Annotated in this window: 16 protein-coding genes and 5 pseudogenes; 11 read left to right on the top strand and 10 right to left on the bottom strand. The window is 70.2% G+C overall.

Annotated features, from left to right (window positions below; translation table 11 throughout):
• Positions 1–8: 8 nt before the first annotated feature.
• The 5 genes from kdpA to OTB16_RS30375 all read left to right on the top strand — a co-directional run bounded on the left by kdpA (position 9) and on the right by OTB16_RS30375 (position 7,488).
• Positions 9–1,673, top strand: a complete 1,665-nt coding sequence (gene kdpA, locus OTB16_RS30355) for a potassium-transporting ATPase subunit KdpA (RefSeq protein WP_267724324.1) — start codon at positions 9–11, stop codon at positions 1,671–1,673.
• Positions 1,670–3,775 (top strand): potassium-transporting ATPase subunit KdpB, encoded by a 2,106-nt coding sequence (kdpB, locus tag OTB16_RS30360; RefSeq protein WP_267724325.1) that lies wholly within the window; start codon positions 1,670–1,672, stop codon positions 3,773–3,775. The genes kdpA and kdpB overlap by 4 nt, the downstream gene beginning before the upstream one ends.
• Before the next feature lie 4 nt (positions 3,776–3,779).
• Positions 3,780–4,496, top strand: coding sequence for a potassium-transporting ATPase subunit C (locus OTB16_RS30365; RefSeq protein ID WP_267724326.1), 717 nt, complete (start codon positions 3,780–3,782; stop codon positions 4,494–4,496).
• 121 nt (positions 4,497–4,617) lie between these two features.
• Entirely contained in the window at positions 4,618–5,307 is a 690-nt protein-coding gene (locus tag OTB16_RS30370) for a response regulator (protein WP_267724327.1), read from the top strand.
• A 39-nt stretch (positions 5,308–5,346) separates the two neighbouring features.
• A complete protein-coding gene (locus OTB16_RS30375) occupies positions 5,347–7,488 on the top strand; it encodes a DUF4118 domain-containing protein (RefSeq protein WP_267724329.1) in 2,142 nt (713 codons plus the stop codon).
• A 410-nt stretch (positions 7,489–7,898) separates the two neighbouring features.
• On the opposite strand, the gene OTB16_RS30380 is transcribed toward OTB16_RS30375, so the two are convergent.
• Positions 7,899–8,852: an EamA family transporter gene (locus OTB16_RS30380; protein ID WP_267724331.1), complete on the bottom strand. Its 954-nt coding sequence runs from the start codon at positions 8,850–8,852 to the stop codon at positions 7,899–7,901.
• 50 nt (positions 8,853–8,902) lie between these two features.
• A complete protein-coding gene (locus OTB16_RS30385; protein WP_267724333.1) occupies positions 8,903–9,544 on the bottom strand; it encodes a mycothiol-dependent nitroreductase Rv2466c family protein in 642 nt (213 codons plus the stop codon).
• 268 nt (positions 9,545–9,812) lie between these two features.
• Here OTB16_RS30385 and OTB16_RS30390 point away from each other — a divergent pair, with 268 nt between their 5' ends.
• On the top strand, positions 9,813–10,688 hold the full coding sequence (locus OTB16_RS30390; protein WP_267724335.1) for a LysR family transcriptional regulator: 876 nt from the start codon (positions 9,813–9,815) through the stop codon (positions 10,686–10,688).
• Positions 10,689–10,712: 24 nt separating this feature from the next.
• Here the strand turns inward: OTB16_RS30390 and OTB16_RS30395 are convergent.
• Positions 10,713–10,985, bottom strand: a pseudogene (locus tag OTB16_RS30395) (hypothetical protein); the annotation flags it as partial.
• A 110-nt stretch (positions 10,986–11,095) separates the two neighbouring features.
• Here OTB16_RS30395 and OTB16_RS30400 point away from each other — a divergent pair.
• The 5 genes and pseudogenes from OTB16_RS30400 to OTB16_RS39710 all read left to right on the top strand — a co-directional run bounded on the left by OTB16_RS30400 (position 11,096) and on the right by OTB16_RS39710 (position 14,265).
• Positions 11,096–11,233, top strand: coding sequence for a hypothetical protein (locus tag OTB16_RS30400; RefSeq protein ID WP_267724337.1), 138 nt, complete (start codon positions 11,096–11,098; stop codon positions 11,231–11,233).
• A 302-nt stretch (positions 11,234–11,535) separates the two neighbouring features.
• On the top strand, positions 11,536–11,697 hold the full coding sequence (locus tag OTB16_RS30405) for a hypothetical protein (RefSeq protein WP_267724339.1): 162 nt from the start codon (positions 11,536–11,538) through the stop codon (positions 11,695–11,697).
• Positions 11,694–12,617 carry an EamA family transporter gene (locus OTB16_RS30410; protein ID WP_267724341.1) on the top strand — a complete coding sequence of 308 codons (924 nt, stop codon included), beginning with the start codon at positions 11,694–11,696 and terminating at the stop codon, positions 12,615–12,617. Before OTB16_RS30405 ends, OTB16_RS30410 begins: the two co-directional genes overlap by 4 nt.
• Positions 12,614–13,387: a class I SAM-dependent methyltransferase gene (locus tag OTB16_RS30415; RefSeq protein ID WP_267724343.1), complete on the top strand. Its 774-nt coding sequence runs from the start codon at positions 12,614–12,616 to the stop codon at positions 13,385–13,387. The genes OTB16_RS30410 and OTB16_RS30415 overlap by 4 nt, the downstream gene beginning before the upstream one ends.
• A gap of 177 nt (positions 13,388–13,564) precedes the next feature.
• Positions 13,565–14,265, top strand: a pseudogene (locus OTB16_RS39710) (ABC transporter ATP-binding protein).
• 65 nt (positions 14,266–14,330) lie between these two features.
• Here OTB16_RS39710 and OTB16_RS30425 read toward each other — a convergent pair.
• From OTB16_RS30425 to OTB16_RS39355, 7 genes and pseudogenes are all read right to left on the bottom strand, one after another.
• Positions 14,331–14,547: pseudogene (locus tag OTB16_RS30425) on the bottom strand (type II toxin-antitoxin system death-on-curing family toxin); the annotation flags it as partial.
• A gap of 711 nt (positions 14,548–15,258) precedes the next feature.
• Positions 15,259–16,338: pseudogene (locus OTB16_RS30430) on the bottom strand (SWIM zinc finger family protein); the annotation flags it as partial.
• 124 nt (positions 16,339–16,462) lie between these two features.
• On the bottom strand, positions 16,463–17,731 hold the full coding sequence (locus tag OTB16_RS30435) for a TIGR02679 family protein (RefSeq protein ID WP_324290898.1): 1,269 nt from the start codon (positions 17,729–17,731) through the stop codon (positions 16,463–16,465).
• A complete protein-coding gene (locus tag OTB16_RS30440; protein ID WP_267724347.1) occupies positions 17,728–21,852 on the bottom strand; it encodes a TIGR02680 family protein in 4,125 nt (1,374 codons plus the stop codon). Before OTB16_RS30440 ends, OTB16_RS30435 begins: the two co-directional genes overlap by 4 nt.
• Positions 21,849–23,087, bottom strand: coding sequence for a TIGR02678 family protein (locus OTB16_RS30445; RefSeq protein ID WP_267724349.1), 1,239 nt, complete (start codon positions 23,085–23,087; stop codon positions 21,849–21,851). The genes OTB16_RS30440 and OTB16_RS30445 overlap by 4 nt, the downstream gene beginning before the upstream one ends.
• Positions 23,084–24,646, bottom strand: a complete 1,563-nt coding sequence (locus OTB16_RS30450; protein ID WP_267724351.1) for a TIGR02677 family protein — start codon at positions 24,644–24,646, stop codon at positions 23,084–23,086. Before OTB16_RS30450 ends, OTB16_RS30445 begins: the two co-directional genes overlap by 4 nt.
• A 237-nt stretch (positions 24,647–24,883) precedes the next feature.
• Positions 24,884–25,040: pseudogene (locus OTB16_RS39355) on the bottom strand (AMP-binding protein); the annotation flags it as partial.
• Positions 25,041–25,614: the final 574 nt, after the last annotated feature.

A 25,614-nucleotide genomic window follows, 5' to 3' on the forward strand; every position in this document is an offset into this window, starting at 1 on the left:
GAACTGATATGAGCCCCGTAACCGCTGGTGTGCTCCAGCTGCTCGCGCTGATAGCCGCGCTCGCGCTCGCCTACCGCCCGCTGGGCGACTACATGGCCCGCGTCTACTCCTCCAAAAAGCACTACAAGCCAGAGAAGTGGATATACAAGGCCATCGGCGCCAACCCGGACGCCGAAATGCGCTGGCCCGCCTACCTGCGCGGCATTCTCGCCTTCTCCGCCGTGAGCGTCCTCTTCCTCTACGGACTCCAGCGCGCGCAGGGTGTGCTGCCCGGCTCGCTCGGCTTCGTCGCGATCGACCCGGACCAGGCCTTCAACACCGCCGCGTCGTTCGTGGCGAACACCAACTGGCAGTCGTACTACGGCGAACAGGCCATGGGCCACGTCGTACAGACCGGCGGCCTGGCGGTGCAGAACTTCCTCTCCGCCGCCGTCGGCATGGCCGTCGCGGTCGCCCTCGTACGGGGCTTCGCCCGCTCCCGCACCGGTGAGCTCGGCAACTTCTGGTCCGACCTGGTCCGCGGCACCGTCCGCATCCTGCTCCCGATCTCGGTGATCGGCGCGGTGGTCCTCGTCGCGTGCGGCGTCATCCAGAACTTCTCCGGCATCCACGAGGTCGGCCAGTTCACGGGCGGCTCGCAGCAGTGGAACGGCGGCGCCGTCGCCTCGCAGGAAGTCATCAAGGAACTCGGCACGAACGGCGGCGGCTACTTCAACGCCAACTCCGCCCACCCCTTCGAGAACCCGACGCCCTTCTCGAACCTCTTCGAGATCTTCCTGATCCTCCTCATCCCCTTCACCATGACCCGCACCTTCGGCCGCATGGTCGGCAACCTGCGCCAGGGCTACGCGATCCTCGCCACCATGGGCATCATCTGGATCGCCTTCACAGGCCTGATGATGTGGACCGAGTTTGCCCACCACGGACCGGCACTCGACGCCGCCGGCGGCGCCATGGAGGGCAAGGAGACCCGCTTCGGCATCGCCGGATCGTCGGTCTTCGCCGTGGCCACCACCCTCACGTCCACGGGCGCGGTCAACTCCTTCCACTCCTCCTACACCGGCTTCGGCGGCGGCATCACCATGCTGGGCATGCAGCTCGGCGAGATCGCCCCCGGCGGTGTCGGCTCCGGCCTCTACGGCATGCTGATCATGGCCATCATCGCCGTGTTCATCGCCGGCCTGATGGTCGGCCGGACCCCCGAGTACCTCGGCAAGAAGATCGGCACCCGCGAGATCAAACTCGCCGCCTGCTACATCCTCATCACTCCCGCCCTCGTCCTGTGCTTCACCGCCGCCGCGATGGCCCTGCCCACCCCGGGCAACTCGATGACCAACAGCGGCGCGCACGGCTTCTCCGAGATCCTCTACGCCTACACCTCGGGCGCCAACAACAACGGCTCCGCGTTCGCGGGTCTCAACGCCGACACCCAGTGGTTCAACAGCACCATCGGCATCGCCATGCTGCTGGGCCGCTTCCTGCCCATGGTGTTCGTCCTCGCGCTGGCCGGCTCGCTCGCCGAGCAGAAGCCCGTCCCCGAGACAGCGGGCACGCTCCGTACCGACAAGCCGCTCTACGCGGGCCTGCTCGTCGGCACGATCCTCATCATCACCGGCCTCACCTACTTCCCGGCCCTCGCGCTGGGTCCGCTCGCCGAAGGGCTCGCATCATGAGCACCGCCACGCCCACCCGGGCTCCGCACCAGGACGTGCCCACCGGCCACAAGCCGGACGGCGGACGCGTGGGCGGCGGCCTCTTCGACCCCAAGCAGCTGGTGAAGTCGTTCCCGGACGCGGTCCGCAAGCTCGACCCCCGGATCATGATCAAGTCGCCGGTCATGTTCGTCGTCCTGATCGGCTCGGTCGTCACGACCGTCCTCGCGGTCAAGGACCCGACCGACTGGTTCGGCTGGGCCATCACCGCCTGGCTGTGGCTGACCACGATCTTCGCCAACCTCGCCGAGGCCGTCGCCGAGGGCCGCGGCAAGGCCCAGGCCGAAACCCTGCGCAAGGCCAAGACCGACTCCGTCGCGCGCCGTCTGAGCCAGGACGGCCGGGGCGAGGAGCAGGTCCCGGGTGCGGAGCTGCGTATCGGTGACCTGGTGGTCTGCGAGGCCGGTGACGTCATCCCGGGTGACGGTGACGTCGTCGAGGGCGTCGCCTCGGTGGACGAATCCGCGATCACCGGCGAGTCGGCCCCGGTCATCCGCGAGTCGGGTGGTGACCGCAGTGCGGTCACCGGCGGCACGAAGGTGCTCTCCGACCGGATCGTCATCAAGATCACGACGAAGCCCGGCGAGACCTTCATCGACCGCATGATCGCCCTCGTCGAAGGCGCGGCACGCCAGAAGACCCCCAACGAGATCGCGCTGAACATCCTCCTCGCGTCCCTCACCATCGTCTTCCTGCTCGCCGTCGTCACGCTGCAGCCGTTCGCCATCTACGCGGGCGCCGAGCAGTCCATGATCGTGCTGACCGCCCTGCTGGTCTGCCTGATCCCCACCACCATCGGCGCGCTGCTCTCCGCGATCGGCATCGCGGGTATGGACCGGCTGGTCCAGCGCAACGTCCTCGCGATGAGCGGTCGTGCGGTGGAAGCCGCCGGTGACGTCTCCACGCTGCTGCTCGACAAGACGGGCACCATCACCCTCGGCAACCGCCAGGCCTCCGAGTTCGTGCCCGTCAAGGGCACCGCCGAGGCCGAACTGGCCGACGCCGCCCAGCTGTCCTCCCTCGCGGACGAAACCCCCGAGGGCCGCTCGATCGTGGTCCTGGCGAAGGAGAAGTACGGGCTGCGCGAACGCCACCAGGGCGAGCTGTCGCAGGCCGAGTGGATCCCCTTCACCGCGCAGACCCGCATGTCGGGTGTCGACGTGGACGGCAAGCAGACCCGCAAGGGCGCCGCCGGTTCGGTCATCACCTGGGTCAAGGAGCAGGGCGGCCAGGTCTCCGACGACGCCGACACCCTCGCCAACAAGATCTCGGAAGCCGGCGGCACCCCGCTCCTCGTCGCCGTCAAGGACGACAAGGGCGCCCGTGTCCTCGGTGTCATCCACCTGAAGGACGTCGTCAAGGAAGGCATGCGCGAGCGGTTCGACGAACTGCGCCGCATGGGCATCAAGACGATCATGATCACGGGTGACAACCCGCTGACCGCGAAGGCCATCGCCCAAGAAGCCGGCGTCGACGACTTCCTCGCGGAGGCCACTCCCGAGGACAAGATGGCCCTCATCAAGCGGGAGCAGGCCGGCGGCAAGCTGGTCGCGATGACGGGCGACGGTACGAACGACGCCCCGGCACTCGCCCAGGCCGACGTGGGCGTGGCCATGAACACCGGAACCTCGGCCGCCAAGGAGGCCGGGAACATGGTGGACCTGGATTCCAACCCCACCAAGCTCATCGAGATCGTGGAGATCGGCAAGCAGCTGCTGATCACGCGGGGCGCGCTGACCACGTTCTCCATCGCCAACGACGTAGCCAAGTATTTCGCGATCATCCCGGCCATGTTCGCCGTGGTCTACCCCGGCCTGGACAAGCTCAACATCATGAGCCTGACCTCCCCCGAGTCGGCGATCCTCTCCGCCGTCATCTTCAACGCGCTGATCATCATCGCGCTGGTTCCGCTCGCCCTCAAGGGCGTCCGGTACCGGCCCACCAGCGCCGACAAGATGCTCCGCCGCAACCTCGGCCTCTACGGCATAGGCGGCCTGATCGCCCCGTTCATCGGCATCAAGATCATCGACATGTCCATCTCCCTCATCCCCGGAATCGGCTGACCCCATGAACAACTCTGTAGGCAACACAGCACGGTTGATCGGGGCGGGTCTGCGCGCCCTGCTGGTTCTCACGGTCGTCTGCGGGATCCTCTACCCCCTCGCCGTCACCGGCATCGCCCAGGCCCTCTTCAACGACAAGGCCAACGGCTCCGAGATCAAGGACACGAACGGCCAGGTCGTCGGCTCCTCCCTCATCGGGCAGACCTACCACCTGCCCAAGCAGAACCCCGACGACCCTGAAGAGGCCGCCAAGCCGGACCTCAAATGGTTCCAGCCCCGTCCCTCCAACGGCCTCGGCTCCAACAGCGTCAACACCCAGTACGCGCTGATCCTCTCCGGCGCCACCAACCGGTCGGCCGACAACGGCGCCGTCAACGGGCTCTGCTTCAAGGACGCCGAGGAGGGCACCCTCTGCGCCCAGGTCATCAACGCCAGGGAAACCGTCATCGCGGACAACTCCACGGCCTCCCACACGGTCTGGCCCGAGGACGTCCCCGCCGACGCCGTCACCTCCTCCGGCTCCGGCCTCGACCCGAACATCTCCCCCGAGTACGCGAAACTCCAGGTCCACCGGGTCGCCGAGCGGAACAAGCTCGACATCGAGCAGGTCGAAAAGCTCGTCGCCGACCACAGCACCGGCCGCACCCTCGGCTTCATGGGCGAACCGCGCGTCAACGTCCTCGAGCTCAACATCGCTCTGAAGGCGCTCTCCAAGAGCTGATGTTTCACAACGCACGGCCCGGGAGCCGGCGGAGCGCGCCGCTCCCCAGCCACGGCGGGGGGAGCCAGTAGCGCCCCGCCGGCTCCCCCCGTGCCCGTACCGAAGGAAAGGCTGCACACCGATGACCCGGGTGCTGGTGGTGGAGGATGACCCTCAGCTCGTCCGCGCGCTGAGGATCAATCTCCAGGCGCGCAAGTTCGAGGTCGAGGAGGCGGGCGACGGCGGCGCGGCCCTGCGGCTCGCGGCCGCGCGCAAGCCGGACGTCATAGTGCTGGACCTCGGCCTGCCCGACATGGACGGCATCGAAGTCATCAAGGGCGTCCGCGGTTGGAGCAGGGTTCCCATCCTGGTCCTCTCCGCACGCCACACCTCCGAGGACAAGATCCGTGCGCTGGACGCCGGCGCCGACGACTACGTGACGAAACCGTTCAGCATGGACGAGCTCCTGGCCCGCCTGCGGGCAGCCACCCGCAGACAGGAAGCCCCGGCGGCCTCGCAGGCCACCGAGGTCTCCGTCGTCACGACCGACGAGTGCACCATCGACCTGGCCGCGAAGAAGGTACGGAGGGGCGAGCGCACCGTACGGCTCACCCCGACCGAATGGCACCTGCTGGAGATCCTCATCACCCACCCCGGCCGGCTGATCACCCAGAGCAGGCTCCTGCTGGAGGTGTGGGGGCCGACGTACGGCGAGAACACCAACTACCTGCGCGTCTACATGGCCCAGCTCCGGCGCAAACTGGAAGCGGACCCCTCCCACCCCCGTTATCTGATCACCGAACCGGGCATGGGATACCGCTTCGAACCCTGATCCCCACCCCACTCCCCAGCACAGACGAAGAGACGGAACATGGGACGCGGCAAGCTCCGCATTTACCTCGGCGCGGCGCCGGGCGTCGGCAAGACGTACGCCATGCTCTCCGAGGCACACCGCCGGGTCGAGCGGGGCACCGACTGCGTCGTCGGCTTCGTCGAGCACCACTCCAGGCCCCGCACCGAGGTGATGCTGCACGGCCTGGAAATGGCCGAACGGCGCGAGATCGAGTACCGGGGCTCCACTTTCACCGAGATGGACGTGGGCGCGATCCTGTCTCGGAGCCCCGCCGTGGCCCTGGTGGACGAGCTGGCGCACACCAACGTCCCCGGCTCCCGCAACGCCAAGCGGTGGCAGGACGTCGAGGAACTCCTCCAGGCCGGCATCGACGTCGTCTCCACCGTCAACATCCAGCACCTGGAGTCGCCGGGCGACGTGGTCGAGACGATCACCGGTGTCCGTCAGCGCGAGACCGTCCCGGACGAGGTGGCCCGGCGGGCCGACCAGATCGAGCTGGTCGACATGTCTCCGCAGGCCCTGCGTCGCCGCATGGCCCACGGCAACGTCTACAAGCCGGACAAGGTCGACGCGGCGCTCTCGAACTACTTCCGGCCCGGGAACCTGACCGCCCTGCGCGAGCTGGCGCTGCTGTGGGTCGCGGACCGGGTGGACGAGTACCTCCAGGAGTACCGGGGCGAGCACAACATCCGCTCGACCTGGCAGGCCCGCGAGCGCATCGTCGTCGGGCTGACCGGCGGACCTGAGGGCCGTACGCTCATCCGCCGTGCGGCCCGCCTCGCGGAGAAGGGCGCGGGCGGCGAGGTGCTCGCCGTCTACATCGCCGCCCGCGACGGCCTCACCTCCGCCTCCCCCAAGGAACTGGCCGTCCAGCGGACGCTGGTCGAGGACCTCGGCGGCACCTTCCACCACGTCATAGGCAACAGCGTCCCCGACGCGCTGCTGGAGTTCGCCCGCGGCTGCAACGCCACCCAGATCGTGCTCGGCGTCAGCCGCCGACGGTCGTGGCAGTCCGTCTTCAGCCCCGGTGTCAGCGCCACGGTCGCCCGTGAATCCGGCCCGGACCTCGACGTCCACATCGTCACCCACGACGAGGCCGCCAAGGGCCGCCGCAGCCTGCCCGTCGCACGGAGCGCGCGCCTCGGCCGGTCCCGCATCATCTGGGGCTGGCTCACCGGCATCGCCGGACCGGCGCTGCTCGCCGTACTGCTCAACCTGGCCGTGCCGGACCTGGGCCTCGCCAACGACATGCTGCTCTTCCTGACCTTCACGGTGGCGGCGGCCCTGCTCGGCGGGCTGCTCCCCGCACTGGCCTCGGCCGCGTTCGGCTCCCTGTTGCTGAACTACTTCTTCACCCCACCGCTGCACGAGTTCACCATCTCCGACCCCAAGAACATCGTCGCCATCGCGATCTTCGTCGGAGTCGCCGTGTCCGTCGCCTCGGTGGTCGACCTGGCCGCCCGGCGCACCCACCAGGCAGCACGGCTGCGCGCCGAGTCCGAGATCCTCTCCTTCCTCGCGGGCAGCGTCCTGCGCGGCGAGAACTCCCTCGACGCCCTCCTGGAGCGCCTGCGCGAGACCTTCGCCATGCAGTCCGTCGCCCTCCTGGAGCGCACCAGCGACGTCGACCCCTGGACCACGGCGGCATCCGTCGGCACCAGCCCGGTCGCACGGCCCGAGGACGCGGACGTGGACCTGCCCATAGGCGACGACATGGCCAGCAACCGAGCGAGCTGCGGTTCGTCATCGACCACCAGCACCCGGGTCATCGGCGTGCCGCCTTCCTGTCGTGCGTCAACAGTGGTCCGCGCCATGACGACCGGCCACCCCGTACGGTGCGCCCGACCCCGCGCGCCGCTCACCCGACGGCGGCTGACGCACCCTCCGCGCGCCCTGCGGGCTGCCCTTGCGAGGTGGAAGGGGTGCGTTATGGGCGCGGCGTGCGGAGTCGTGAGTGGTTGGATCACTCCGGGACCGATTGATCCGGGGGTGAGGGGCGCGGGGCCAGGCGGCGCAGCAGGGCATGGACCGTCGCGTCGTCCAGGACGGACGCCGCGCCGGGGACCAACTGGGCCAGCAGCGACGCGAAGCGGCTGTCCGGCTGCCGGAGCAAGGGCTCACCGCCCTCCCACAGCGCCGTTCAAAGCCTTTCCGCCGTGAGCTGCCCGTCTCCCGCCGTTGCGACGACGAGGTACCGGGCGAGGCTCCGGTCCAGATGGGTCGGCGTCCAACGGCCCGCGGTCAAGTCATCGTCCAGGTCCCGGGCCAGTCCACCGACTGAGGCTGCGGGCTCGGTGTAGGTGTTGCGGTCGGTGGGGGTGGTCATGTGGCGGTGCCGTGGCCTTCCGTGAGCGCCGGGCCGCGACGCAGCACGGCTGGGTGGGGAGGGGCGGGAGTCCCCGCGCGGAACGCGAAGTAGGCACGTGCTCCGCCATCGCCGGCCGGAACACGCGCCCACGGCCCCGCCCTCAGCGTGGGGGCGCCACTGGGACCGCACTCCGGTGGGTCGGGAGGGGCCAGCTCGTCGGCGTGGTCCGAGGAGGGCATGACGTGAGGAGGTGCGCCCGCCGTTATCTGCTGCGTTCCGGTTCCGGAGCGGTTGGGCCGGGGAGTCGCGAGACGGTGGTACGGGGTGGAGCCGGGGGTTTCTCCCCGGGCTTCGGTCGGGGTGGGCGCGGCTGGCCGAGTACGACCGCCAGGAGGATGACGGCCATGCCGACGATCTGGAGGGCGGACAGCGTCTGGTCCTTGAGGAGGTAGCCCAGGAGGGTCGCGACGACCGGGCTGCCCAGTGCGAGGAAGGAGACCGCCACGGCCGGGAGGCGTTCGATGCCCCGGAACCAGATGATGTAGCTGAGGACCGCGCCCAGGGTGATGAGGTAGGCGAACCCGATGACGTTGGATCCGGTGAGACCGTCGGGAAGGTCTTCCAGCAGCAGCCAGAACGGCAGCAGGACCAGTCCGCCCGCCGCGAGTTGCCATCCGGTGAAGGTGAGCAGGCCCACGCCCTCCGGCCGGCCCCACCGCTTCGTCAGCGTGATGCCCGAGGCCATGCACAGCGCGCCGCCGACCGCGGCGAGGACTCCGACGCTGTCGAGCGACGCCGTCCCTCTGAAGACGAGCAGCACCACGCCCCCGGTGCCCAGGGCACAGGCCAGGGCGTGGACGGGTCTGATCTTCTCGCTGAGGAGGAGCGCGGCCAGGATGACGACGAACATGGGCTGCGCCGACATGATCATGGCGGCGATGCCGCCCGGCAGCCGGTAGGCGGCGACGAAGAGCAGGAAGTTGAAGGCGCCGATGTTCAGAACGCCCAGGACCAGCGCGCGCCACCACCAGATGCCGACGGGAAGCGTCCGGCCGAGGGCCAGCAGGACCAGGCCGCCGGGCAGGGCCCGCATGGTGGTCGCCAGGAGCGGCCGGTCCGGGGGCAGCAGCTCGGTCGTCACGAGGTAGGTGCTGCCCCAGATCGCCGGAGCCAGGCCGGTCAGGGCCGCTGTGAGTACATTCTGTCTGTTCTTCATCTCGCCTCAGATCCCCCGGGCATCACCGTGGCTCCCGACGTCCGGACGGCTCAGTCGAAGATCGGGTCGCGGTCGCGGCCGCGCTTCAGCTCGAAGAAGCCGTCCGTGCCGACGACGGCCAGCACGCCGTCCCAGAGCGTTCCGGCCGCCTCGGCGCGGGGGGCGGGGGTGAGTACGGGGCCGAAGAAGGCCAGCGGCTTCCCGTCCGGGCCGGGCACGTGGATCACGGGGGTGCCGACCTCGGAACCGACCGGGTCCATCCCCTCGTGGTGCTCGGTCCGCAGCGGCTCGTCCCAGGACGTGTCGTCCGCGGCCTCGATGAGGTCGGCGGGCAGACCCGCCTCCTCCAGGGCGGCGCGGATCATGTCGTGGCCGAGCCCGGCCTTCTCGTGGTGGATCAGGCGGCCCATGGCGTTGTAGAGGGGGCGGAGCGCGTCGTTGCCGTGCCGCTGCTGCGCCGCGATACACACGCGGACGCAGGCCCAACCGTCGATCATGCCCTGGCGGTACTTCTCCGGGACCTCGCGGCCCTCGTTGAGGACCGACAGACTCATGATGTGGAACCGGGTCTCCAGCGGCCTGACCTGCTCGACCTCCAGCATCCAGCGTGAGGTGATCCACGCCCAGGGGCAGCGGGGGTCCACCCAGATGTCGGCGACGGTGGTCTCGGAACGGGGTGACGTGGTGCTCATGGAGGTCGCTCGTCCTTTCGGTGGAACGGGGCGCGAGGGCGCGCGGGCATGCCTCGGCGCGGTGCGCCCAGGTACCGGGGATGGGGGGAGAGAACAGCGGGGGGAGCGGCTTCCAGGCATGCCGGAGGGGCCCCGATCGAGGGGCCGCCGGGCGAAGTCGACCCGAGGACGTTCCTGCCGTGTGCGGTCGTCCCCAGTGTCGGGCCGGGGATACCAATGAGTCCAACACATGCTTGTCACTTGATGGATCTCGTTTCAAGATGGATCCATGGAGCTCCAGCAAATGCGGTACGTGGTCGCCGTGGCCGAGACGAACAGCTTCACGAGGGCTGCCCAACGCTGCCTGGTGGTGCAGTCCGCGCTGAGCCACCAGATCGCGCGCCTGGAGAAGGAACTGGGCGCGAGGCTCTTCGAACGCACCAGCCGCCGCGTCCGGCTGACCCCGGCGGGCGCGGCCTTCCTGCCCGCCGCCCGCCAGTGCCTGGACGCGGCGGAGCGGGCCGCCGCCGAAGTCGCGGCGGCCGTCGGGGAGGTGCGCGGACGCCTCGCGGTCGGGCTGATCCCCACCGTCGCCGCCGTGGACATTCCCGCCGTCCTCAGGGAGTTCCACCGGCGCCACCCGAAGGCCCGGATCAGCCTCAGCGTGGGAGCCAGCGACGAGCTCGTCGAGCAGGTCAGGCAGGGCGAGATAGAGGTGGCCTTCCTCGGCATCCCGCTCACGGCCCGGCCCCGGGGGGTCATGGCCCGGGAGCTCGCCCGGGAGCGGCTGGTCGCCGTGGTCTCCCCCGACCACCCGCTCGCCGGGGAGACCTCGGTCGACCTCCGCAGGCTGTCCTCGGAGGTGTTCGTGGACCTCCCGGCGAAGACCGCCGGCCGGGCTCAGTCCGATCTGGCCTTCACCGCCGCCGGCCTCACCCGCGAGGTCGCCTTCGAGGTGTCCAACGCGGACTACCTGGCCCGTCTGGTCGGCGCGGGTCTGGGCGTGGCCCTGCTCCCGCCCTCGTACGTCGCGAGCCTGGCCGGGATGACCATCATCGAGGTCACGGACGCACCGGCCCGCGCCGAGTACCTGATCTGGAGTCGGGAGAGCCGCACCCCGGCGGCCGCGGCCTTCCTGGCGCTGCTGGGCACCGCGGAGGAGTGAACGCGGCCGCCGGGGTGCGATGGCTCAGGCCCGGGCCGCCAAGGCCCGCCCGCCCGGCACCTGTTCGCCCGACACCCGTGCGGCCGGGGCCCGTACGGGCAGGGCCCGTACGGGCAGGCCCGAGCCGAGCAGTGCGCGGTGGATCTCCGAGGTCGCCGTGGACCGGTCGAGCGTGATGCAGTACAGCCCGGGAATGCCCTCGGCGAGCAGCCGCTCGGCCATCGCCACCGCGAAGTCGACGCCGATCCGCAGGATCGGGACGTCGCACCCCGCCGCCACGACACGGTCCCGCAGCCGCGACGGACGTGGCCACAGAGGACGCATTCGAGGGGAGCCGGCGCGTCGGCAACCTCGGGCAGCGGGGAGGAACGCCGCACCGGCGGATGTCAGCCACACCCGGCGGCCCGATGAAGCTGTTCGTCTCGGCGAGCGGCGAAGCGCATCTGCTGGATCTCCATGGATCCATGGATCTCTATGGATCCATCGTGGATCACGATGCATGGGGTGACAAGGATGTGTTGGACTCATCGGTGGCTGCTGGATGAGACTGTCGAGGTGCCAAGTGCAGCAGCACAGAGGGATTCCGACGGAGCCGGCAGCGGTGTTCCCCGTGAGAATCGTTGACTGTTCGTCCCACTGCCGTTCATCACGGCCGGACACCTGCCAGGAGGCGTCGCCGCCTAACGGTGCCGCCCTCCAAGCGCTGGGGAATCCCGCCGAGAACGTGAACAGGCCGACGGCAACCAGAGCTCGATCCAGAGGACGAACCAACTGTGAACATCACGCCACCAGGGCAGCAGGCAGCCACCGACGCCGATGTGTGGTTCGATCCGCGCTCTCCGTGGGCGTGGGTCACTTCCTGTTGGTTGTTACTTCCCGGCCCGACGGCGAGCTGCTCGCGTTCTTCGGCCTCCGCATCGAGGAATGGCTGAACGTGAAAACGTATATGGCGCCTGGCATCGGCGACTTCGGTCACCCGCATTTCAGCATGGAAGGGGGCGCTAAATGAAGAGCGGCCAGCAATTCCTCACCTCAGGTGTGACGGCGCTGGCGCCGGTGATCTGGGGAAGCGTCTATCTGGTGACGGCCGAGTGGTTGCCGCCGGACCGTCCGCTACTCGCCACCACCGTGCGGGCGCTGCCCGCGGGCCTTATTCTGCTGGCCTTCTCCCGCGCGCTGCCGTCCGGGATATGGCTGTGGCGCACCCTGGCGGTCGGAGCGCTCAACATCGGCGCGTTCAATTTCCTGATGTTCCTCGCTGCCTATCGCCTACCGGGTGGTGTAGCAGCGATGATCATGGCGGTACAACCGATGATCGTATTGGTCTTGGGGGCGCTGCTCTTCGGGGACAAAATTCGGTTCGCTCACGTGCTGGCCTGCGTTCTCGGTGCGGTCGGTGTCGTGTTGGTTGCGTTCAAGGGGACGGCGGCACTGGATTTCGTCGGTGTGGTGGCGGCGCTGGGCGCAGCGGCCTGTCTGGCATTCGGTATCTCACTGACCAAACTGTGGGGACGCCCGGACGGAGTGGGGCTGCTTCCGTTCACCGGCTGGCAGCTCCTCGCGGGCGGACTCGTGTCGTTGCCCTTCACACTGGCCATCGAAGGGCTGCCGAGCTCCATCACCGGAACCAACGTCATCGGGTTTACCTATCTCATCTCCCTTGGTGCCGTCATCAGTTATGTGATCTGGTTCCGCGGCATCGAGAGGTTGCCGGTACTGACCATCTCCTTCCTTGCCTTGTGCAGCCCGATCGTCGCAACCCTCCTCGGATATGCGTTTCGGGATGAGACGTTGTCGATTCTTCAGGTAGTCGGAATCCTGGTGATTCTTGCTGCCGTTGTGCTCGTACAACCCCGACCGGTCAAGCCGGCAGGGGTCGCCCCCAACGATCCTCCTCACAGCGACCACATCAAGGAGAGAGCGCAATGACAAGCAAGCAGAACGACCAGTACGCCAACATCGGCGACAAGTACTCGGACTTCAAAGACACCGCGCCGCTCGGAGGCCCGGAGACGAACACCGTCTTCAAGCTCCTGGGTGAACTGAAGGGCGCCAAGGTCCTCGACCTCGCCTGCGGACACGGGCACTACACCCGGCTGATAAAGCAGGCGGGTGCGCAGGAGGTGGTCGGTTCCGATCTGTCGCCCGTCATGATCGACCTGGCGAAGGAAGCGGAGGCCGAGCAGCCGCTGGGCATCACCTACCACGTGGGTGACGCCTCGGACCTGCCGACGCTCGGCAGCTTCGACGTGGTAAGCGCGGTCTGGCTGCTCAATTACGCCACGACCAAGGACGAACTGACGGCGATGCTGCGCGGAGTCCACCGCAATCTCGCTCCCGGGGGCCGGTTCGTCACGGTCACCGTGTCGCCCGAATTCGATCCGCACGGGCCCGAGTTGGACGCGTACGGGATCCGGGTGGTGAAGGACACCCCGTACGAGGATCGCAGTGCCGTGACCATGGATCTCCTCGGCGCGAATCAGACCGCGACGATCACGACCTCGCGCTGGACCGCGGCGGCGTACGCGGAGTGCCTGGAGGCGGCCGGCTTCGCTTCGTACGACTGGCGTGCTCCCGAGATTCCCGAGGAGTACGTGCAGCGCTTCGGCGACGCCTTCTGGAACAACTACCGGAGCAACCCGAATACCGGTTTCCTCGTCGCGACCCGTACGGCGGACCTGGAGCCGGGTGCGGAATAGCCTCCCCCGGTGAAGCGGTTCGCCATGCGTTGACGGGAATGCGCGAGCCCTTCGTCTTGGATCACGGTGTGCGGCCACGGCGGTGGGCAACGGTTCGAGATGCGCAGTTGCCCACCCCGTCGCATGCGGAGCGGCGAACCGCTGCCGACCGGGACAGGACCGTGCACAGCGTTCCGCATCGCACCTCCTTCCAAGCCCTGGGGTACGCGACGTGCGAGCGCAGGTCAGACACCCCATGTCGTTCGGTGTCAAGCGGGATGCGATTGCGCCGGTGCACTCGTCGGGCAAGACGGCCACCGAGGTCGCACGGGATATCGGAGTGGGCCCGGAGGGGCTGCAGAACTGGTTGAACAGGGGAAAAATCGACCCTGGTCTCGGGCAGCCGGGGCGCTCACCACGGCCGAGTGTGAGGAGCTGGTGCGGCTGCGCCGGCAGGTCCTCCACCGCTTGCCTGCGATGACGGTCGCACAGAACGTCGAACTCCCCGGTCGGCTGGCCGGGAAGCGCCCCGACCGGGGCAGGGTAATGGGCGCGCTCGCCCGGGCCGGACTGACCCGGCGTGAGCGGCACCGGCCCGGGCAGCTGTCCGGCGGGCAGCAGCGGGTGGTGATCGCCCGGGTCTGGTCTCGCAACCTCAGGTGTTTTTCGCCGACGAGCCGACCGGGGCGCTCGACCGGGCCACCGGGCACGAAATCCTCGCGCTGCGGCGCACCGGTGTGGACCGGGACGGCCAGACCTGCGTGATGGTGACCCACGATCCGGTCGACGCCGGGTACGCGGACCGGGTGCTGCTACTCGCCGACGGCCTGGTGGTGGACGAGCTCGACCGACCATCCGCCACCCAGGTTGGCGAGCGCCTGAGCCTGCTGGGCGAGTGAACACGGTGACCTTGTTCGCCCTTGGACAGATGCGCCGACATCCTGCCGCCTTCGTCGGTCTGGCACTCGACGAACGGGCCGGCGATGGTGACGGGCGGCGGGGCGGTACTGGCGCTGACGCCGTTGAGCCGCAGGAACACGCGCATGGCGAGCCAGGCTGTGCGCTCGTTGCCGTCGATCAGCGCGTGATTGCGGGCAACGGAGTACAGCAGTTCCGCCGCCTTCTCGTGCAGCGTGGGATACAGCTCGACTCCGTACACGTGGGGTGCGGGGCCGTTCGATTGGGTTCTCCCATCGCAGCCGCCATCTGATGGGCACATGCCTCAACCACCTCCCTCAGCCGTAGGTTCGGATTGAGTGGAGGGGAATCCCGACCATGCGTCCGCCTCGTCCGCTCTGAGCATCTATCCGCGTGCCAACACGCCGTGAGGGATGTGCTTCAGGTGCCCCGGTTCTCTTTCCCCCGCGTAAACGAGGTGCAGATCATGACGCGCCCGAGTAGACATCACGTAGTACGCCATGCGCAGTTCCGCCGAGGTGGGATCCGTTCCTGCGTCGGTCTCCGTGTCAGGCACCACGACCGTGTCGAACTGGAGACCCTTGGTACTGGCCCGGTGGACGATGACGACGCCGGGGCGCGACGGGTCGAGAGTCCGGTAGCGGCCTGCCGTCGCTTGCGCCGTGTACATCTGCGGCCGGAGTCGCGGGGCTTTGCGTTCCAGCCGGGTGAGGATTTCGAACTGGGCCTGGGTGGAGTGCGCTACCACTCCGATGCTGCGGCCGGGTCGCGTCTCGGCGAATCCGATCAGCAGATCCGCCAGCGCTCCTTGATGCGAGAGCTAATGCAGCCGGGGCAAAGGGCCTTCCCGCTCCGGAAGTACCGGCAGTCGCGGTCCCGTGTGGAACCTGGCGCCGAGCACGGCTGTCTGCCGGGTGTTGCGGTGGTTGGCGTCGATCTCGTGGGGTGAGCATTTACCCAAGCGACGACTCGGCCTCCTCGACACCGCGTTCCGCCCAGCGCAGGGCCTCGTCCGGGCGGCCCGCGGTGTCCAGTTCGCGGGCGATGAGCAGATGGGTGCTGCCGTCCGGATCGAGGTCGGCCGCGTGGACGGCGACCACGGCGTCCACGTCGCCGCCCGCCTTGGCCAGGCGCTCCATCAGGTACTTCTCCGCCCAGCCCGTGCGGTTGCCGCGCCACGCCTCGGCCGCCAGTCGCCGTACGGTGGCCATCCCCTGTGCGCCGAGGACTTCCTCGTAGTCGAGGGGGTCGATGCCGGTGAGATCGTCCACGTCGCCGAGCAGGTGCTCGACCAGCCAGGGCGCCAGCTCCCCGGGGTCGGGCGGCGTCGCACGGCACGCGTCCAGGTGGGCCTCGGCCAGCTCGGCGCCGACCTCGCCGAGGCGCCCGTCGGAGTCGTCGATGCTCTCCTGTACGGCGTGCAGGAGGCGCATCGCCTCCCGCGCGAGGGAGAGCGCGTCGGCGGCCCGGCCGGCGGAGGTCAGCGCGGTGATCGCGGACACGGCCTGCGCTGCCTGGTCGCCGTAGGCGCGGGCGTCGGCGTACTCGACATATCCGTACTGGGCGAAGGGGCCGATGTCCAGGAGCTCGCGGACCCGGGCCCGGACCTCGTCGAGATCCCCGCGGGCACTGGCGGCGCGCAACTCCAGGCGGCGGCGCAACTGCGGGTCCTCGCCGAGCTGTTCCCTGACGAGCGCGAGCAGCTCCTCCCTGGACAGCGCCGCCAGCCACGCGTCCAGGCGCCGGGTGCGGGACCGGGCCCGGGTGCGCTGCCCCGGCAGGCTCTCCGCGCGGGACAGCGCGGTCAGCCCGACCGCGACCAGGTGCTTGCAGAAGTTGCCCTCCAGGCCGTACGGGCAGTCGCACTCTCCCGAGGGCGCGTCGCCTCCGTCGAGGGACAGCTCCACCGCGTAGGGGTGCGTCCCGTGCACGGTGGCGGTGACCCAGCCGTCACCGACCTCGGTGACGGTGACGGCGTCCAGATACTCTTGGGCCCTCTCGAAGGAGCGCCGGCCGGCGATCGCGCGCAGGCCCGTCTCGGTGAAACCGGTCATCTTCCCATCCTCTCTCCTGCCTTCGGCCTCTCTGGACGGCTCGCGGTTCCCGATGCGCTCGGAGCGGCCATGTCCGCCGACGGGCTGACACCGCCGGGTCTTCGCCCCGGCACGCGGGTCGTCGTCACGCGAGGTCGGTCAGCAACGCGTCGAGGACCGTCTCCTCCTCGACGCGGACGCCCAGTTCCAGGAGAGCCTGCGGCAGGGCCGGGTCCCAGGGAGCCTCAGCCGGCCGGCCGGCGAGTGGCAGGCCCTCTGGACCCGCGAGCGCCACCGCCGCGCGGTAGTCAGCGGCCGTGTAGCGCCACGGCTGCCAGGGGACGCGGCGCCGCAGTGCGGAGGCGATGCGCAGGCCGCCCCAGTCGAAGTCTCCGTGGTAGAGAAGTGCCGCTCCGCCCTCGTGCAGACGGCGCAGGAGGGCAAGCGCTGCGGCCGACGGCTGGCCCTGAAGGCAGACCAGCGGCGCGGAGTGCGGCCCGTGCCGATCGGCTGCCGCCGCCAGCACCGCCGGGTTCTCGCAGATGCGGATGGTCGCGTCGGACACCTGGGGAGAGTGGCGTACGAGCTGCCGCAGCGTCAGAACGGAGGGCTCACCCGCCGCTGCCATCCAGTCCAGGGCAGGCGTGCCCCGCAGGTTCAGGGTGAGGACCGTCGAGGACAGCTCGTCGCGGAGCAAGCCCGCCGATGCCCAGGCCTCCCGGCGCCATTCGGCGCCGGTGCCGTCGGGGAAGCCGGTCAGCGCACGGATACCGGCCAGGGTGACGGTGGCCGGCGGAGTGCCGTCGTCCAGGGCGTGGGCGCTGCCGAGGACCCTGGCCGCAAAGGCAGGAAGCGAGACGGGAGGGTCCGCGGGGAGGGCGCGGAGGGCGGTGGCGGCCTGGCCGAGCAGGGCCTGAGCTGCGACAGGCGTGCCGGCGAGGCGTCGTACCAGGCCGTCGCCGCGGATCCTGGCGGCCCAGACGGCGAGGGCCGGGACCTCCTGCGCGAGGGCTTCGAGCGGGGCGTACGCGGCCTGCCACGCCCGGTCCTCGGCCTGACGGGCGGGGCCGAGCGGAACGACCGGCCCGGTGAGTACGGCCACGGCGGCGGTGAGTCCGTCGGGACTGATGCCCGAGCGGCGCAGGATCGCGTCCACCTCGTCGAGCCGGACGGTCACGGAGAGCCCGCTGCCGGGAGAACGGCCCAGCAGCCGCTCGGCCGCCACCCGTTGGGCCGCGGTGGGCGCGCCGAGGGAGACCGGGCCGGTGAGGGACTGCTCGCGCTCCAGGCGTCGGCGTGCCCGGTCAACCAGCCAGTGGAGTTCGGGGGTGCCCAGCAGACGACGCAGCCGGTCGGCGTCGACCGGGGCAGCGTCGACCGGGGCAGCGTCGACCGGGGCAGCGTCGGATGTCACGTCCACAGAGGCTCCGCTCCCACCGCTTCCTCCTGCGGGGCCGGCTCCGCGTTCCGCGACCGCACCGGGTCCTCTCGGCGCAGCCGCCGGTTGCCGTCCCATTCCCAGCGGGTGACGAGTACCGCCGCCACCTCGTCGATCCGCGAGAGCTGCGCGATGGCGACGCCGGGCACCTGCGGATAGCAGGCCCACTCCCGTTCGCTCGTCATCACCACGTCCAGGTCGAACGCGTGCAGCAGGCCGAGGCACTTGGCACGCGAGTCGTCGTCCACTCCCGCGAATGCCTCGTCGAGGGTGACCAGGCGGGGCGCGTACGGACTGCCGGCGCTCGCATAGTGCGAGGAAGCCGCAGCGAACAACGGTACGGACACGGCAAGGACCCGCTCGCCACCCGAGGCCGGGCCGGTGGCCGGGACCCAGCGGCCGTGCTGATGCCGTTCGACCCCGAATTCGTGCCAGGCCCGGTAGTCGAGCGCGGCGGTGAGGTGTTCGAGCCAGCTGCCGGAGGTGTCGTCCGTCTGCTGCCGGGCGATCTGTGTCTGGAGGAACTCACCCACCGCCGCCCGGTCCTCCGGGGTCCAGGCGTCGGCGGACTGGCGCAACCGCTCACGGGCGGCGGCGAGACCGGAGGGGGCCTTGCGGGAGGCCCGCCAGACCAGCCGCAGCTTCATCCCGGTGGAGGTGGGGCGGTCCTCCAGTTCACCGTTCATGTCGCGCACCTGCCGTTCGGCGGCCCCGATGAGTTCCTGGAGGGTGCCCGCGACCTCGGTGATCAGATGGGTTTCGAGGATCTCCCGCTCATGGGCGGAGAGGATGCGGGTGAGTTCGCCGACTTCGGCGGTGAGTGCCTCGGCGAGCTCTGGTACGGCGCGCTCACGGCCCTGGTAGACGATGTCGACGACCATGCCGTCCTCCACCATCCGGGCGGAGGCGGTGTGCCCGTGCCGGGAGAGGGTGTCCTGCAGGGTTTTGTGTTCCTCGCTCAGTCGTCGCTGTACGCGTTCCCAGGCGCTGTCCGAGTCGTCGGTCGACGCCAGCCCGGACTCGATGGCCCGGGCGAGCGTGATCGCCGGGGTGGCCGCCCAGGGGGCGTCCCCCTCGGCCGGCATCGGAAGGTCGGGCAGGGCGACCGCGATCAAGCCGGTAGCGGTGAACCGCTGGAGCCCCGCGATGGCTTCCGCACGTGTCCCCGCTGCTTCCGCGAGGTTCTTTTCCAGACGCTCGATATGGCCTTCGGCCTTGCTCGCCTCCCGGTCGGCCTCGCCGTGGCGCTGCCGGGTGATCCTCTGGTCCGCCTCGCAGGCCCGCAGGGCTTCGGCGGTCTCGGTGAGCCGGCGTTCGAGTTCGGCGACGGCCGCGCCGACGGTGGAGCGCAGCGTGGTGTGGCGCTCGTCGGCAGCCACCGCCTCCCGCCCGGCCTCATCGGCGCGCAGGGTGAGTTCGGCGGTCCGCTCCCCGGCCTGCGCGGCCTCGGCGCGTTCCTCCTCGGCCTGGAGGACCGCCTCACCGCGTTCGCGCAGGGTCGGCCACAAGGCGGCCAGGGCCACGGCGAGGGAACCAAGGGCCCGGCGCACCTCGGCCAGGGCGGCCCGGTCGGCGGGCAGACCGAGTTCGGCCGTGGTCCCCGCGAGTTCGGTGGCGGCCGCTTCGGCCCGCCCGGCCGCCTCCGCCAGGTCGGCGACACGCCCCTCACGGCGCATGCGAGTCCGACGCACCGACTCGACGGCAGCGGCCACCTGGGCGTGCGCCCGGGTGAGAGGGCTGTCGTCGGGTACACCGGCCAGCTCGGCATCGAGGGTGCGGCGGCGTGCGGCCACAGCTGCGGACTGCGCCGTGACCGTGTCCGACTCATGCTGGAGCAGGTCGAGTTCAGCATGCAGAGTGGCGATGCGAGCCCGCCGCGCCGCCTCCCGCGCCCCCTCCCCGACGTACTCGGCGACGGGCTTGGCCCAGCGGCCGGTCAGCGCGCCGACCCGGAAGCGCCCGTCCGACCCCACCCAGGTGCCCGCTCCGCCGTCCTCTCCCGCGCCGATGGCGGCGAGCAGCCGTGCCACCGTGTCCTCGCCCACCGCCGCGGCCTGCGCATCGCCACTGTCCACGGCCGGGCGCAGCAGCCCCCCGAGCGAGGGCCCGGCCACTGGCCCGGTCATGGGAGCGAGGAGTACGTCGTGCCCGTCTGCGGCGAGGGCGGAGCCGTCGGGAAGCACCCAGGCGTCGAGCAGTCCAGCGGCTTGCAATGCCGCCTCCAGTCCCGCGCGTTCCGGTTCGGAGAGGCCGTCGTGGAAGTCCACCAGGCGCCACAGTGGTGCGCCCGAGAGCCGCTCGCGCAGGCCGGGCGTGCGGCTGAGCGGCGGTCGGGGACCTCGTCGGCCGCCTGCCTCCAGCGTGGTGAGTTCCTCGCGGAGCCGGTCGACGCGTACTGCCAGCTCCGTCGTCCGGCGCGCTGCGTCGGCCGCCTCGTCTGCCAGTTGCGCCGAGGTCGCGCTGTGGGCTCGTACCGCGTGCACGCGGGCCGGGTAGGGCCCGTCGAGGTGTCGCGTCCAGTCCTGGAGTTCGTCGAGCAGGCCGACCGGGTCGGGGTAGGTCAGCTGTGTGCAGGCGCGCGCATGTTCTCGTACGTCGTCCAGCAGCGCCTGCCCCGCCCGTGCGGCTGCTTCCTCCGCCTGGCCCTGCTCCGCAGTGGTCTGGTCGAGGTCGGCATCCGCCTCGTCGAGGCGGACGGATGCCTGCCGCTGCCCCTGGGCCGCCCGCTCAGCCTTCTCTGCGAGATCCTCCGCGTGGGCGAGCGCACGATGCCCGCGGTCCATCGACTGCTCCGCCGCGCGCCGCAGTTCAGGCCACGGCAGCCCGTCATCCCCCGGCAGGTCGATCCGTGCGGCAGCGGCCGCGTCCCGTGCTGTGCGGAAGGTGTCCTCGGCCAGCCGGTGAGCGGCGCGCAGCCGGTTTTCGGCCGTGCCGAGCCGCCCGAGTGCCCGGGAGTGCAGGCCCGCCGCCTGGTCCAGGTCGTCCCTGGCCTGGTTTCGGGCGCGGTCGGTTCGCTCCGCCTCCTTGGCCGCTTGCTCCAGCTCCCGGGCACTGCGCATCTCGGGGCCCTCGCGCAGGGCCGCGTCCTGGGCCCGCAAGCGCGCCTGGGTCTCTTCCAGGGCGGCGATCCGTTCTTCTGCCGCCGCCCGTGCCTCCTGGGCACGGGTCTGCTGGGCCTGTGCCTCGGCGAGGTCCCGCTGGAGGTGTTCGTAGCGGGAGTGCTCCCCGCGTGGGATGCGGGCGCGTCGGCGGGTGACGATCCGGGCGTAGCGCCGGTAGTGGTCCAGGAAGGCTGTGGCCGCCCGCTCGGCGGCGGAGGCGGCCATCAGTTCCTCCTTCTCCTCGTCCAGGGAGCGGAAGGCTTCGGCCACATCGGCGATGACCGCCTGGTCCATGGGCGGCAGCGCCTCGGTGAGGGCTCGGGACAGGGCTGCCTCGTTGGGGCGTTTGGACAGTTGCGGCTGGCGGAGCTGGATGAGCAGGTCGACCAGAGCGCCGTACCGTTGCTCGCCGAGTCCGAAGAGTGCCTCGTCGACGGCCCTGCGGTAGGTCTTGGCCTGGTCGTACACCATGCCGTGCGCGGCGACTGCCTCGGCGAGCCGGTCCCTGGACAGGGCCGTGCCGGTGGCGTCGAGCAGGCTGAGGGACGTCTCGGCGGTGGCCCCCGGTCCGTGGTCGACGCGCTGGCTGGTGAGCGCGAACCAGTGGCGTGCGATGCCCCGTCCGCTGACCGCCTTGAGTCCGCAGAGCAGCGTACGGAAGTGCTGCTCGCCGGTGGTCTCGTCGAGCCTGCCGAACTCGATCCAGGTGTAGCCGAGCCGCTCGGAGTGCGGATGCTCGCCGCCGAGCAGCAGGTTCCACTCCATCCGCTTGCCCGGGTCGCCGTCGGGCTCGACCCGGCGCGAGCTGAGGTCCCCGTCGAGCAGGAAGGGCAGGGTCAGGGCGAGCACCTTGGACTTGCCGGTGCCGTTGTTCCCCCGCAGCAGCAGCCGCCCGTCCCTGAAGTGGAACTCCTCCACGTCGTAGTGGAAGAGGTCGACGAGTCCGATGCGCAGGGGCTGCCAACGGGAACGCAGGGGATCGGGAAGGCGGGTCACGGCTTGCTGGCCTTTCGCTGCGCGGGCATACGTGCGGTGCCGGGTTCGAGTACGACGGTCTCGCCGACCGCGTACCGGGCGAGGGCCGGGCGGGGCGCCACACCGTGGGCGGTACGGGAGACCAGCCCGAGCGCTGCGAGCCGGGCGACGGCCTGTTCCACGAGCTCGGCTTCCATGCCGGGCTCCCGCGCGGACTTGGCCCAGAATCCGCCGTGTTCGGCGGCGAGTTCCCGGACTCGGAACGCCAGCCGGTCGGTGGCGACGGGGCCTCCCGCCGCCGCCAGGTGCTCGGCGAGCAACAGCGTGATGTGACCGTGGGTTCCCTGCTCGGGCATCCGGACGTCGGTGAGGTCGTCGTCGGGGTCGACCATCGCGATGCCTTCGGCCCGCACCTCGGGGACCAGGCCGGTCAGCTCGGTGATGCGGGCGGTGAGGAAGCCCCGCTGCCGGGTGAGGTAGCCGAGCTCGGCGTCGGTCAGCTCGTCGTAGTACAGGACCGGCCCGTCAAGGAGCCTGCGGGTCAGCGAGCGCCGCATCGCGCGGAAGCGCAGTTCGTCGCTGTCCAGAGCGGTCTCGGCGATGAGTTCGGCGAGGCGCTCATCAAGAGTCCCGGCGTGCACGGTGGAGGGGCCGCGGCGCGCGGCGAGCAACCCGGCCAGCACACGCCGTTCCACGTCGTACAGGACATCGCCGGCTCCGCTGACGTAGGCCTCCTCGTCGCCGGCCACGCGCCGCAGCACGCCGAGGCTGAGCAGGAGCCGTACGACGGCGGCGAGGTCGAGGCGCTCGTCGCGCCGGTCCAGAGTGAACTGGATGCCCGCCCGGGCGAGGTGAGGGTCGGCGGCGTCGAGAACGACCTGGTCGGCGAGGCGGCCGAGTGCGATCTGGGCCTCGCCGCGTTCGAGGGCGGCGAGGGCGAGACAGAGCAGGACGTAGCGGCGCCGTGTGAAGGGGGCGGCTGCACGGGTCGCCTCACGCGCGGGGTGCGTGGGGTCGCTGAGGACACCGGGTATCTTCCGCAGGCGAGCCGCCTCGGCATCCGTCTGGAGGGACCACCCGGTGTTGCGGTCGAACCATTCGCGCAATTCGGAGGCGTGCCGGCGGACAAGGCGGAACTCGTCGGCATATCGGCCGTGGGCGAGCAGGAGAGGTTGCTTGAGCAGGGCGCGAGCCGCCTTGCGAACGTCGGCTGCGTGCTGGCCGTCGAGCACCTCGGCGAGCGGGGTGCTGTTCATCGGTCCTCGCCTCCGTCCGTCAGGTCGATGATCTCGATGAGGTGGTCGGGGCCGCGGAAAACGCCTCCAGCTGTCCGGATCTCTGCCGTGCCGCCGTCGGCGAGCGAGCTGAGCCGGATCTCCATGGAGCCGTCGTTGCTGGTGGCCACGGTGTGGCGCATGCCGGGGCGCCAGGTGGCCAGTGCGTCGCCGAGCAGTTGGAGGAAGAGCCCGAAGGACGCGGGGTCGAGTTCACCGAGTCCGGAGAGCCGGGTGATTCCGTCGGTGACGAGCCGAGCGCGTGCCGCCGCGGTCTCCGCTCGCTGCTTCGCGGCAACTTCGGCGAGCCATGCACGTTGCTCCCGCCGGTCCTCGACCTTGCGGGGCTTGCCGCGCCGCTCGTAGCTGCCGGTACGGCGCAGCTGGGGGCTGATCCGCAACGGCTCGGCCTCTGCCCACGGAGTGGCCGCGGGGACCGGCAGCGCGGCGCGGGCGGCGAGGGTCTCGGCGTCGACTGTGAGATGCCGGGCGGGGTACAGCCCGAAGGCGGTGCGCCACAGCCGGTGCCGGGCGTCGTCGTCGGGGGCCTCGGCGAACCAGCGGGCGAGGGTACGGAAGTCCGCGGACCGGTCGGAGCGTCCTGCCCTGCGCTCGTTCAGCGACCGTACGACGGCCAGGAGCTGAGGAATCGCGCCGAGGGCCCGGCCGCGCAGCAGTCGGGCTTGGGACTCGCGCCCGTCGCGGCTGATGAACCAGGCTGCGAGGCCGGTCCAGCGCCCGGCCCAGCGGTCGTACGCCTCCCGCTCGGCGTGATCGGCCTCCTCCGGCGAGGCGTCGACGGCCTCACGCTGTGCGGCAGCCCGCAGCAGCGGCCGGATGCTCCCGTCCTCCTCCAGCTCCAGGATCAGCCGGGCAATGCGTCCGCCGAGGGTGATCAGATCCTGGATGAACCGCTCCAGGTACTGGATGAGCCGGTCCTTGTAGGCGAGGAAGACTTCCTCTTCGACGTCGTGGAGGTCGATGGTCCGCTGCAGGGACCCCATGAAGGCGCGGGCATTGTCGGCGAGGGCGGCGAAGCGACTCGCCAGCGCGTCAAGCGCCAGGTGCGTTTTGGCCTGATCCGGTTGCTCCTCGGCTGCCAGCACGACAAGGGCTCGCAACTGCGTGACGATGTCGTGCAGGGCGACAGCCTGCAGCGCGCCGCGTCGCCCGAGCGCCTCGTCGTAGACGCCAAGGGCTTCCTCAGCACCTTCTCCCTCTCGGGTGAGCTGGTAGATGAACCGCTTCCGGTAGAAGTCTTCGACAGCGGTGACACGCGCGGTGTCGGGGTCGGCGCGGAGATTGCCCCAGCCGACGAGGCTGTCCAGCGCTTTGACCACGACGTCCAACTCAGGGGGTCGCGTCTCGACCGGCAGGGCGGCATGCACGTCCTCGGGACGCAGATGCACCGCGAACCGTTCTTTGGCGATGACGAACGTCCGCATCACCTGACGGTAGAGAACCGTGTTCTGGACGGTGAGGTGGGCGAAGGGGCTGTAGCCGTCCGGTCGTGGCTCCGGGGCGGTGGTGGTGACGGTCATCGCCGACCATTGTCCCGCAGCGGGCGGGGTCGCGGACAGGGACGAAAGCAGTTGGCTGATTCACACCGTAATGTGATCTTACGTGCTCCCGATTCACCGAATCCCGGGAGATCGCACGTGCCCGACGCCCGTGATCCGTCCATACGACTGGGGCGATGAGGCGCACCCGTCTGCCCAGGCCCGGTGCCGCCACGGTCGGCGGGATGCGGCACGTGCGGCCCGGTCCTGCTCCGCCACGTGGACGAGGACGGCGCTGCCCGAGTCGGACAGGTTGTACGCCGGTTCAGGGGCGGCCAGGCGGGTGTTGAGCGGGACGAAGACCGCGCCCAGCACTTCGGCGGCGAACAGCGTCTCCAGGAAGGCGGGGTGGTTGGGGGCCGAGGTACCGAACCCTCAGACGGCGCGGCGGGCTCCGGGTGCCCTGCCAACTCTTCACCGGCGATTACGGAACGTGATCGCCGCGCCGGAGTGCATTGCGCCCACAGAGCGACCACGCAGCGTCCAACCACACGGAAGGCCGCCTCCCGGTCCGGGCGGACGACGGGTCCCAAGAGGCGGCTTGTCGCTCGTGACGGCCCGTCGGGAACAATGTCCGGCGAGCGTCGAATGAGCGTCACGCGCGTCACCTCAGCCTCAAAGTATCGCCCGTAACGCCCACAACGCACGTCACGCACGTCACGCACGTCGGCAAACCTACAGGTCAGACGCCCTTCGCCACCGGCTCCAGGATCGCCACGCACTCCACGTGGTGGGTCGTCAGAAACAGATCTAACGAAAACAGGTAGAAGATAACCGCAGGTCAGGACTTTGCAGCCTGACTTCGCGACCTAAGTGATGTGCATTACTGACTTCGGCTCGCCAGGGTGATTCTCCACGGAGTGTCTGACGGGGCTGAGGTGTTGGCTGTATTCCGTGGTGTGTGAGGTATGCAGATGGGGGCGGGCTGACCGCCGAGGGACGTCGGCGCC

Source organism: Streptomyces antarcticus (genome assembly GCF_026627255.1).
Lineage (GTDB): Bacteria > Actinomycetota > Actinomycetes > Streptomycetales > Streptomycetaceae > Streptomyces > Streptomyces antarcticus.